General features: G+C 34.3%; 11 protein-coding genes and 1 pseudogene. All 12 read left to right on the plus strand.

Going from position 1 to position 10,951, the window contains the following annotated elements:
- The first annotated feature begins 1,209 nt into the window (after window positions 1-1,209).
- Window positions 1,210-1,539: an ArsR/SmtB family transcription factor gene (locus DRF58_RS16980; RefSeq protein ID WP_028122609.1), complete on the plus strand. Its 330-nt coding sequence runs from the start codon at window positions 1,210-1,212 to the stop codon at window positions 1,537-1,539.
- A gap of 59 nt (window positions 1,540-1,598) precedes the next feature.
- The gene (locus DRF58_RS16985; RefSeq protein ID WP_028122608.1) at window positions 1,599-2,063 is read left to right on the plus strand and encodes a DUF6428 family protein; all 465 of its coding nucleotides are present in this window, start codon (window positions 1,599-1,601) and stop codon (window positions 2,061-2,063) included.
- 19 nt (window positions 2,064-2,082) lie between these two features.
- Complete coding sequence (locus DRF58_RS16990) at window positions 2,083-2,697, plus strand: arsenate-mycothiol transferase ArsC (RefSeq protein WP_034741354.1); 615 nt, start codon at window positions 2,083-2,085, stop codon at window positions 2,695-2,697.
- Between the two features lie 3 nt (window positions 2,698-2,700).
- Window positions 2,701-3,744: an ACR3 family arsenite efflux transporter gene (gene arsB / locus DRF58_RS16995; protein ID WP_034741357.1), complete on the plus strand. Its 1,044-nt coding sequence runs from the start codon at window positions 2,701-2,703 to the stop codon at window positions 3,742-3,744.
- 215 nt (window positions 3,745-3,959) lie between these two features.
- Window positions 3,960-4,523: a helix-turn-helix domain-containing protein gene (locus DRF58_RS17000; protein WP_028122606.1), complete on the plus strand. Its 564-nt coding sequence runs from the start codon at window positions 3,960-3,962 to the stop codon at window positions 4,521-4,523.
- 83 nt (window positions 4,524-4,606) lie between these two features.
- A complete protein-coding gene (locus tag DRF58_RS17005) occupies window positions 4,607-7,147 on the plus strand; it encodes a heavy metal translocating P-type ATPase (RefSeq protein WP_028122605.1) in 2,541 nt (846 codons plus the stop codon).
- 458 nt (window positions 7,148-7,605) lie between these two features.
- Window positions 7,606-7,986: a hypothetical protein gene (locus DRF58_RS18570; protein WP_157966750.1), complete on the plus strand. Its 381-nt coding sequence runs from the start codon at window positions 7,606-7,608 to the stop codon at window positions 7,984-7,986.
- A gap of 95 nt (window positions 7,987-8,081) precedes the next feature.
- Window positions 8,082-8,951: a DUF3347 domain-containing protein gene (locus DRF58_RS17020; protein ID WP_116037083.1), complete on the plus strand. Its 870-nt coding sequence runs from the start codon at window positions 8,082-8,084 to the stop codon at window positions 8,949-8,951.
- Between the two features lie 39 nt (window positions 8,952-8,990).
- A complete protein-coding gene (locus DRF58_RS17025) occupies window positions 8,991-9,485 on the plus strand; it encodes a DUF305 domain-containing protein (protein WP_245955557.1) in 495 nt (164 codons plus the stop codon).
- Between the two features lie 39 nt (window positions 9,486-9,524).
- On the plus strand, window positions 9,525-10,184 hold the full coding sequence (locus DRF58_RS17030; RefSeq protein ID WP_116037086.1) for a DUF3347 domain-containing protein: 660 nt from the start codon (window positions 9,525-9,527) through the stop codon (window positions 10,182-10,184).
- Window position 10,185: 1 nt separating this feature from the next.
- A pseudogene (locus DRF58_RS17035) lies at window positions 10,186-10,634 on the plus strand (heme-binding domain-containing protein).
- Between the two features lie 23 nt (window positions 10,635-10,657).
- The coding region (locus tag DRF58_RS17040; protein WP_157966751.1) for a multicopper oxidase domain-containing protein at window positions 10,658-10,951 on the plus strand (294 nt) is incomplete at its 3' end.

The following is a 10,951-nucleotide window of genomic DNA, read 5'->3' on the forward strand; positions in this document are numbered from 1 at the left end:
ATAATGATTGGCATCATTTGGTTTCCCTACCACTTCTAAAGTCGCTTCCGGATTTTGGGTATTGATGCCGACCTGACCTTGGATTGATACTACTATTAATGCTGGTAGAAGATGACTCAATTTTTTCATTAGTATTTGATTAAAAATTCTGTGACAAAATTGGGAGTTAAAACCTTCTAAAACAATAGTATTCAAAGGGTTTGGGCTAAATAAGAATAATCTGGATTAGTTTGGAAACTTCCCAGGATTAAAAAAGAATGATTTGGATTAATTTGGATTCTTGTACCAAAATTTAATTAAAAACAAAAAAACAAGTTCCGCAGTTTTTTTCCCCTTTTTGAAAAAAAGGCAAGATCGTCTTTGGATATAAAACTTGAAAAGTTTGTATATACAAAGACACATCTTGCTCAAAAAAAGCCGCTTATTTTTCGGAGTTCTGAAAAACGATTAATAGTATTGATAATCAGCAGTTTTGATTCTTTTATTGTTTTTATTGGAAATGTGTGGAAGTGAAGTCTGAGCATACGAAAGTAAATAATAAATCCTTTCAAAGTGATAATTTATCTATCGTATTGTAGATCAAATCGTAAGGATTTTGACCTGTACTTATCTTAAGCAGGTGACCTGTATATGATTTACGCAGGTATGAACTCCAGCTGTATGTGTATTACGCAGGTTTGATGATCGGCATGATTCTATTTTATGATGATGATCTGTATCTTATTTACACAGGTATGAATTTAAAGCTGTATTTATTTTATGCAGGTTGATGACTAGTATAATCCTTTTTATACAGTTTGCAGGGAAAGCTACAGCAGAGTTCACAATACATTCCGTCAAATTAAAAAAGGGAAGAGAACCTGACATCCCCTCAAAGCTTTTTTGTTCGGAAAAACGTAGGACTTTAGACTTTGGAATTGCGTTTTGCAAAAAAGCGAAGTGGCTTTGAAAGGACATCCAACAAAACCAACCCTAAAAGCAACCGCCATCATTGCCCGGAAATCAACAACAGGATATCTTTACTGAATTACCGCCAGATAAAAATAAACATTGTAAATATTATTGAAAATGAAAAAGAGCGGATAAAAAAAATGATCCGAATTTGCAACATTTGGTGCAACAGGGGTAAACTTCACTAAATATTTTTTTAAACAATTTTGGTAGTTAAAATATTAATCGTAATATTGCGATGTATAATTTTTGATAAAAATGGGAGTTACAAAAACTGAAATATACACGGAACAGCAGAACCGTTTAGCAACTTCGCTAAAGGCATTGGCTCATCCTGCACGCATAGCTATCCTGCAATATATCATTAAACAAAATGCCTGTATTTGTAATGACTTGGTAGAGGAATTGGGATTGGCACAAGCTACCATTTCGCAGCATTTGAAAGAACTAAAAAACATTGGTATTATCAAAGGAAATATAGAGGGAACCAGTGTATGCTACTGCATTGATGAAAATGTCTGGCAGCAGATTAAGAAGGAACTCAATACTTTCTTTGTTGACGATATAGGTATTGATAAATGTTGCTAAGCATTTATTTTAACCAAATCAATCGTAATAATGCAATATAACAATTAAATAATGAAATTATGAAACTATCAAAAATCAAAGAAATCTTACCAACATTAGAGCATGTTGAATTTCAATTAGAGAACGGAACGTTTGTTCCCGAACATTTCCACGTTACCGAAGTTGGGCAAATCAATAAAATTTTTATTGATTGTGGTGGTGTAATCCGCAATGAAAAAGTTGTCAATTTCCAATTATGGAATGCTGACGATTACGAACATAGATTGAAGCCAACCAAACTATTAAATATCATCAAACTATCCGAAGAAAAATTAGGTATGGAAGATGCCGAAATTGAAGTAGAATATCAAATTGATACTATCGGGAAATATGATTTGGATTTCAACGGAAAAACATTCGTACTGAAAAGTAAAACAACAGCTTGTCTTGCTCAGGATGCTTGCGGTATTCCTGTCGAAAAGCAAAAAATAAAATTATCAGCGTTGAATAATGCTTCCTGCACACCTAATTCAGGATGTTGTTAAACCCTTTAAATCAATCAAAATGTATAAGAATTTAGTTGAAACAATAAATAATGTTACTACTTTTCAAAACATCAGTGAAGAACGCAAAAATATATTACGACCACTGATAGATTTTGTACAGCAAAAAGTAAACAATAGTCAGGAAATAAGTATCAACTTCATTTGTACCCACAATTCCCGAAGAAGCCATTTATCGCAGGTTTGGGCACAGGTAGCAGCAGCACACTATGTTATCCCAAAGGTACATTGTTATTCGGGTGGTACAGAAGAAACGGCATTATTCCCGAAAGTGGCAGAAGCATTGACACATCAGGGATTAAGTATTTTCAAAATAGCAGATACCGACAATCCTGTATATGCCATAAAGTATAGTGATAATTCTTTGCCGATTGTTGGTTTCTCCAAAAAATATGATAGCCCTTTCAATCCTGTATCAGCGTTTGCAGCTATTATGACCTGTTCACAGGCAGACGGCGGATGCCCTTTTATTGCAGGAGCAGAAAAGAGAATACCTATCACATTTGAAGACCCTAAAATTTCAGACAATACACCGGAACAATCAAAGGTCTATGCTGATAGAAGTTTACAGATAGCAACGGAAATGTTCTATGTTTTTTCAATGATTAAAATGTAGCCGATGCAACCAAAACTAAAATTCTTAGACAGATACCTTACCTTATGGATATTCCTTGCAATGGCAGTAGGTATAGGATTGGGATATATTTTTCCCGGTATTTCAAAAATTACAAATGCGCTATCCGTAGGCACTACAAATATTCCGTTGGCAATAGGTTTAATATTGATGATGTATCCGCCATTAGCAAAGGTTGATTATTCATTATTGCCTATGGCGTTTAAGGATAAAAAAGTAATTGGTATATCCTTATTGCTGAATTGGGTTATCGGTACAGTGCTAATGTTCGGGTTAGCCGTTTTATTTTTAAGGAATGAACCCGATTATATGACAGGTTTGATACTGATAGGTTTGGCAAGATGTATCGCAATGGTAATCGTTTGGAGTGATTTAGCTAAAGCAAACAGAGAATATACAGCTATGTTAGTTGCATTAAACAGTATCTTCCAGATATTTACTTACAGTTTTTTAGTATGGTTATTCATCAACGTATTACCTGCAAAATTAGTATTAGCCAATTTCAATGTAAGCGTATCAATGAAAGATGTTACCGAAAGCGTATTGATATATTTAGGTATTCCTTTCTTGGCAGGTTTTTTAAGCCGATACATCCTTGTAAAATCAAAAGGTATAGAATGGTATAACCGGAAATTTGTACCCAAAATATCGCCCATTACATTGTATGCTTTACTGTTTACTATAGTATTGATGTTCAGTCTGAAAGGCGATAAAATAGTAGAGTTGCCAATGGATGTAGTAAAAGTAGCAATACCGTTAATCATCTATTTTATACTTATGTTTTTCGTGAGCTTCTTTATCAATAAATCTCTTAAAGTTCCTTACGATAAAAACGCATCCATCGCATTTACAGCCACAGGAAACAATTTTGAATTGGCAATAGCCGTAGCAATATCGGTTTTCGGTATTCATTCGCCACAGGCATTTGTGGGCGTTATCGGCCCATTGGTGGAAGTTCCTGTACTGATATTATTGGTACGTGCAAGTTTGTGGCTAAAGAAGAAATATTATGACCAAAATGCTCATTGATGCTTTGAATAAAGAAATGATATAAAGAAAGTCAGCAAACTACTTGACCAGTTTTCCATTTGGCAGATATAAATTTAAGCAATATTAAAAATGAAGAATTGGACAACGCAGTGGATAAATACATCAATTGACAACTGTTCTACAATTACAAGAAAATATTAATTGTAATTTTATAGAGCTTATTTTAAGCTAATTTCAAATAAAGCACAAAATATATGACAACACTCTTTATAAAAAATATGGTTTGCAACCGTTGTATTATGGTAGTGCAGAATGAATTGGAGAAGCTTGGATTGACTGTGAAAAATATAAAGCTGGGAGAAGTTACCTTGGATAAAGAATTAGCTGAAAACGTTAAAACCAATTTAGTGCAAGCACTGACTGTATTAGGTTTTGAATTAATAGATGATAAAAAAAGCCGAATTATAGAAAAAATAAAAAATATTATTATTGACCTCGTTCATCATCAGGATGGCGAAACAAAATACAATTTGTCGGATGTTTTAAATAGCAAGATACACCACGACTATAATTATCTCTCTAATTTATTTTCAGAAATTGAAGGCACTACTATCGAAAAATATTTTATTGCCCAAAAAATAGAGAAGGTAAAAGAATTATTGGTATATGATGAACTATCTTTGAGTGAAATTGCTTTCCGTTTAAATTACTCAAGTGTAGCCTATTTAAGCAACCAATTCAAAAAGGTAACAGGACTTACCCCAAGTTATTTCAAGCGAATACGAGAGGATAAAAGAAAACCTTTGGATAAGGTCTAAGTAAATCTTACAAATCATTCCCAAAATTCCACAACGAAAAAATGGAAACAATACGGAACTTTGTATCATAAAACTCATACAAAATGGTACACAAATATCAAGTAACAGGTATGACCTGTGGAGGTTGCGAAGCAAAGGTGAAATCAGCTTTATTAAAGGTTGAAAATGTGACAAATGTTGAAGTTTCAAAAGATGAAAACTCAGCTACCCTGACAATGGATAAACACATTCCAACTACACAATTGCAAAAAGCATTAACCGTTGTTGGAAAATATACCATAGAAATGAGCAATAACAAAAGCCCACAACATACCACGACAAATGAACCAGTGGCAAAATCCTGCTGCTCTGCTCATTCTCACGATGATAAAAAAACAATCGAAGTGACTAGCAATATAAAAGGCAAATACTATTGTCCAATGCATTGTGAAGGCGATAAAACTTATGATAAAGCTGGCGATTGCCCTGTTTGTGGAATGCATTTGGTAAAAGAAGCAGAATTGAATGTAAAGAAAACGATGTACACCTGCCCAATGCATCCCGAAGTTATTCAAGATAGTCCGGGTTCATGTCCTATATGCGGAATGGATTTAGTACCCATGGAACCAAGCGATTCCGAAGAAAAAAAAACCTATCTGGATTTGCTTAAAAAAATGAAAATTGCAACCCTCTTTACGGTGCCAATTTTTATTATTGCCATGATGGAAATGGTACATAACAATCCGTTATTTCAAATAATGGACAGCAACATGTGGAACTGGGTGCAATTTCTGTTTTCAATTCCTGTTGTTTTCTATGCTGGTTGGATGTTTTTTGTACGAGCTTGGAAATCCATAATCACTTGGAATCTAAATATGTTTACCCTTATCGGAATAGGAACTGGAGTTGCATTTTTGTTTAGTATTGTAGGAATGCTGATTCCGAATATCTTTCCGGAAGAATTTAAAACCGAACACGGAACCATTCATCTTTATTTTGAAGCAGCAACAGTAATCATTACACTGGTCTTGTTGGGACAATTGTTAGAAGCAAGAGCACATAGCCAAACCAGTGGAGCTATAAAAGCGTTATTACAATTAGCACCAACCGAAGCTACTTTGATTGGTGAAGGGGGCGATAAAGTGATTTCCATTCATGATATTAAGAAAGGTGATTTATTACGCGTAAAACCAGGAGATAAAATTCCAGTTGACGGAAAAATAACCGATGGTGAAAGCAGTATTGATGAAGCAATGATTACAGGAGAACCAATTCCCGTTGACAAAAAGAAAGACGATAATGTAATTTCGGGAACAATCAACGGGAACAAATCATTTGTAATGATGGCCGAAAAAGTAGGTTCTGAAACATTACTTTCTCAAATTGTACAAATGGTTAACGATGCTTCTCGTTCAAGAGCACCCATTCAAAAATTAGCCGATAGTATTTCTAAATATTTTGTACCCATTGTAGTAATCATTTCAGTAATTACCTTTTTTGTTTGGGCACTATTTGGTCCAGAACCAGCGAAGGTTTATGGATTTATAAATGCCATTGCAGTTTTAATCATAGCTTGTCCTTGTGCTTTAGGTTTAGCCACGCCGATGTCTGTGATGGTGGGTGTGGGCAAAGGAGCACAATCTGGAGTATTAATTAAAAATGCCGAAGCCTTAGAAAATATGAATAAGGTGGATGTTTTAATAACAGATAAAACAGGAACGCTAACTGAGGGAAAACCTTCTGTAGAAAAAATTTACGCATCAACTAATAACGAGGATGATTTATTGCAAAATATAGCTTCCTTAAACCAATACAGTGAACATCCATTGGCACAAGCAGTAGTCAATTATGCCAAAACAAAATCTATTTCATTAATTGGAGTCAAAGATTTTGAAAATGTTACAGGAAAAGGAGTTACAGGAACGGTTACCAATAGAAAAGTAGCATTAGGCAATAAAAAACTAATGGAACAGGTTAAGGCAACTATTTCTGACGATTTAGAAACCAAAATTATTGCAGAACAAAAACTTGGTAAAACGGTTTCTTACATTGCTGTTGATGATGTTACAGTTGGTTTTGTTTCAATTACCGATGCGATAAAAACTTCGAGTGCAGCAGCGATAAAAGAACTAATGCTCCAAGGTGTAGAAGTAATTATGCTTACTGGCGACAATGTTAATACAGCCAAAGCAGTAGCGGATGAATTAGGTTTATCTTCCTATAAAGCAGGATGCTTACCCGAAGATAAACTCAACGAAATTAAACGTTTACAAGCAGAAGGGAAAATTGTAGCTATGGCTGGTGATGGTATAAATGATGCTCCGGCATTAGCACAAGCCAATATCGGAATAGCTATGGGAACTGGAACTGATGTAGCCATAGAAAGTGCCAAAATAACTTTAGTAAAAGGCGATTTATTAGGTATCGTTAAAGCAAAAAATTTGAGCCATGCTGTTATGAAAAACATCAAGCAAAATTTATTCTTTGCCTTTTTCTACAATGTGCTTGGTGTTCCAATTGCAGCAGGTATTTTATATCCGTTTTTCGGAATTTTATTATCTCCAATGATTGCAGCTTTAGCAATGTCTTTAAGTTCTGTATCGGTAATCGTAAATGCATTGCGATTACGCAGTTTTAAACTTTAAATGAATTATTCAATAAACAAAATGGAAAAGAATAATCAAGACTTACGATTCAAAACAAATATTAACTGTGGTGGATGTGTAGCATCTGTAAAACCTCATTTGGATAATACCATGGTATAATATGCCATTGGGAAGTAGATACAACTAAAGACAAGGTGCTTACCGTAAAATCAGAAGGAATTACACAAGAACAGGTAATTGAAACTGTACAGAAAGCAGGTTTTAAGATAGAACCATTAAACAAAGATAATTTCCTTATCCTAATAACCTGTTTAGTTATTTAACTTATAACAAACACTTTAGGTAATTAACTGTATATTTATTTTAATAAGCATAAAAAGGACTATGCAGACTAGTGATTTAGATATTTTATCTATAATTCTGTGTTTGCAGTTCACGAAAGTGCAAAATATAGCAATTAAAAGAAATAATTTCATAATTTTGTAGTGTTGAAAAATTTGAGTAAACATATCAGCTTTGTCATCTTACTATGTTTGGGCTTTTTCCTAATGCCAAGCATAAGCTATGCTTGTGCAAAAAAAACAACTAAGACAGAGCAAAAGTCCTGCTCAAAAGACCAATCTGCAAAAGCAGAACATAAAAGCAGTTGCAAGGACACGTCCTGTAAAAAATGCAAAGATGATCACGACTGCGACGGCAATTGTAAGCACAGTTCTTGTGGATGCAGCACTTCTTCATCTTCTGTAAGCTTACCAATACCAATAGATTTAAAAACAGCTAACCCTTTTGCTGAAATTAAAAAGCAAAAATTCGGTTTCAAAGAAGCCTACTATTCTTCAGGCTACTCTTCCATTTGGCAACCGCCTAAAATAGGATAAAACTATGGCTTGCTAGCCACAGTTACGTCTTGTCGAAAACTAAATCCGGTTTTCGCAACCCTTTTATATATCTTATTAATTTTAAAATTTTCAAAATGAAATCAATATCAAAAATATTGATGGTAATCACCGTATTACTATCAGCCGTAAACAGTTTTGCACAAATCAAAAATGCAAAAACAGAATCCGTAAAAATATATGGCAACTGCGAAATGTGCAAAACTACCATTGAAAAAGCAGGAAATGTAAAAAATGTTGCCACAGTAGAATGGAATAAAGATACCAAAATGGCTATTCTCAACTATGATGATAAAAAAACAAGCCAGGATGAAATTCTGAAACGTATTGCTTTAGCAGGGTACGACAGTGAAAAATTTTTAGCGCCTGATGATGTTTATGCTAAACTATCCGGATGCTGCCAATACAACAGAGAATTAAAACCAGTTGCAAAAGTTGAAGTTGCAAGTATGGATATGAAAGCAGAACACGGTAACCACAACCCAAAACAAATGGCAACTACCCAAAACGTACCACAACTGAAAACTGTTTTTGACAACTATTTTTCACTGAAAGATGCTTTGGTAAAAACTGATGCAGGTACTTCATCTGCAAAAGCTTCTGAACTGGTAAAAGCAATTAAAGCAGTAGAAATGACAAAACTTTCCAACGAAGAACATACCGTTTGGATGAAAGTAATGAAAGATTTAACTGCTAATGCAGAAAAAATTGCTGTAGCAAAAGATGTTACCAAACAAAGAGAAATTTTCGCTTTACTGGCTAATAATATGTACGAATTAGCTAAAGTTTCAAAACAAGAAACACCTGTTTATTACCAGCATTGCCCAATGTACAATAATGGTAAAGGAGCAAATTGGCTAAGCAAAGAAGAAGCAATTAAAAATCCGTATTACGGCTCCAAAATGCTTACTTGCGGAAGCGTACAGGAAACTATTAATAACAAATAAAACGCTATTGTTATGGAAAGTATAGAAAACCAACACGAAATGCAACATAACCATAAGAATGAAAAGCATAATCCTAATCACTCTTTAGCAATGTACAAACGCTTTGCTGTAATGGCTGTTGCTATGTTCATAGCTATGTACTTCATTATGTATGCTATGATTGACGGCTTACAGAACCTTGTCCTGAACATCAATAATTTATATATGACATTGCTGATGGTTTCTGCGATGTTGATCATAGAACTATTGATAATGAAAGGAATGTATGAAAACAAAAAAATCAACTGGGCAATCATAACGGTTTCCTTTGCGATTGGCATCTTTTCTTGGTTTGGTATTCGGGAGCAATTATTTGTGGGCGATAAGGAGTTTGTAAAAGGTATGATACCGCATCACGCAGCAGCAGTATTGATGTCTGAAAAAGCTAAACTTACCGACCCCGAATTGATACAGTTACAAAAAAACATACTGGAAACACAGGCACAAGAAATCGAATTTATGAAGCATAAGCTAAATGAATTTGAAAACAAATAAATAAGATAAAGTTCTTCAATAATATCAAAAGTAAATAAAATGAAAAATATAATTTTCTCAATCATTACATTAGTAACAATTGCAACGGTAACAATTTCCTGCAATCAATCTTCAAATAAAAATAGCGACCAGCAAGCTAATGATAGCACAACAATTGCTGCAACTCCGGAGTTACAATCACCTATACACAATGATACGGTAGCAACTGTTACTTCAACGGATACGTCTTCTCAAGAGGCAGAAAAATCCGATGTGAAGCAAACTCAAAAGTTTACTATCGCACCTATAATTAAGGATTATTTGGCTTTAAAAAATGCACTTGTTGCAGATAATGACAAAACAGCTGCTAATGCAGGAAAGCAATTGTTTACTACCTTAAAAAATGTGGATATGAACGCTATCCCAGCAAATAAACATAAAGAATATATGGAAATAGCTGAAGATGCCAAGGAAAATGCAGAACATATTGGCGACAACGCAGGAAAGGTAGACCACCAAAGAGAACATTTCGCATCCTTAAGTAAAGATGTTTCCGACCTTATTACCTTGTTTGGAACTACACAAAAGCTGTATCAGGACTTCTGCCCAATGTACAATGACGGCAAAGGTGCTATTTGGATTAGCGAAGCTAAGGCAATTAAAAATCCTTATTACGGTAGCCAAATGCTTACCTGCGGTTCTGTGAAAAAGGAATTATAAAATGAAAAAAGTAATAAAGATAATTTTGGCAATAGTACTGTTTTTTTTTATTGCTATACAATTATATCAGCCTGCCCTTAATGTAGATAAAGGGCAGGTTTACACAACCGATTTTACCCAAGCGTATAAAATGCCTGTTGAAGTAAAAGCGATGCTTCAAACCTCTTGCTACGATTGTCATAGTAACAATACTAATTATGTTTGGTACGACTATGTGCAACCTATGAGAGCATTAGTAGAAAACCACATAAAAAACGCAAAAGAGGTTTGAATTTCAACGAATGGGGTACATACTCAAATAGGAAGCAGGAAAGATTATTAAACTCAATTAAAGAACAAATCGAAACTAAACAAATGCCCTTAGCATCATATACAATGATGCATAAAAACACAAAACTGAATGATGAGCAAATCAAAGTTTTAACCAATTGGCTAAAAGAGCAGGATTAAGTTTCAAGAAAAAAAATATCAAAATGAATATACCTAAAAATGTTACGATCAGGTTGCTGCAAGCAGTTTTTATACTGTTATGTTCGCAATCTCTCTTTGCACAAAAAGTAGTTCGTTACGAGTTGTATGTAAAAGATACGCTTGTAAACTACGCAGGCAAAGAAAAAAGAGCCATTTCCGTAAATGGTCAAATACCAATGCCAACGCTCACTTTTACCGAAGGCGATACAGCCGAAATTGTCGTACATAATCAATTAAAAGAAAGTACATCATTGCATTGGCATGGCGTTTTTTTACCCAATAAAGAGGATGGTGTG

The sequence above is a fragment of the Epilithonimonas hispanica genome (assembly GCF_003385395.1).
Lineage (GTDB): Bacteria > Bacteroidota > Bacteroidia > Flavobacteriales > Weeksellaceae > Epilithonimonas > Epilithonimonas hispanica.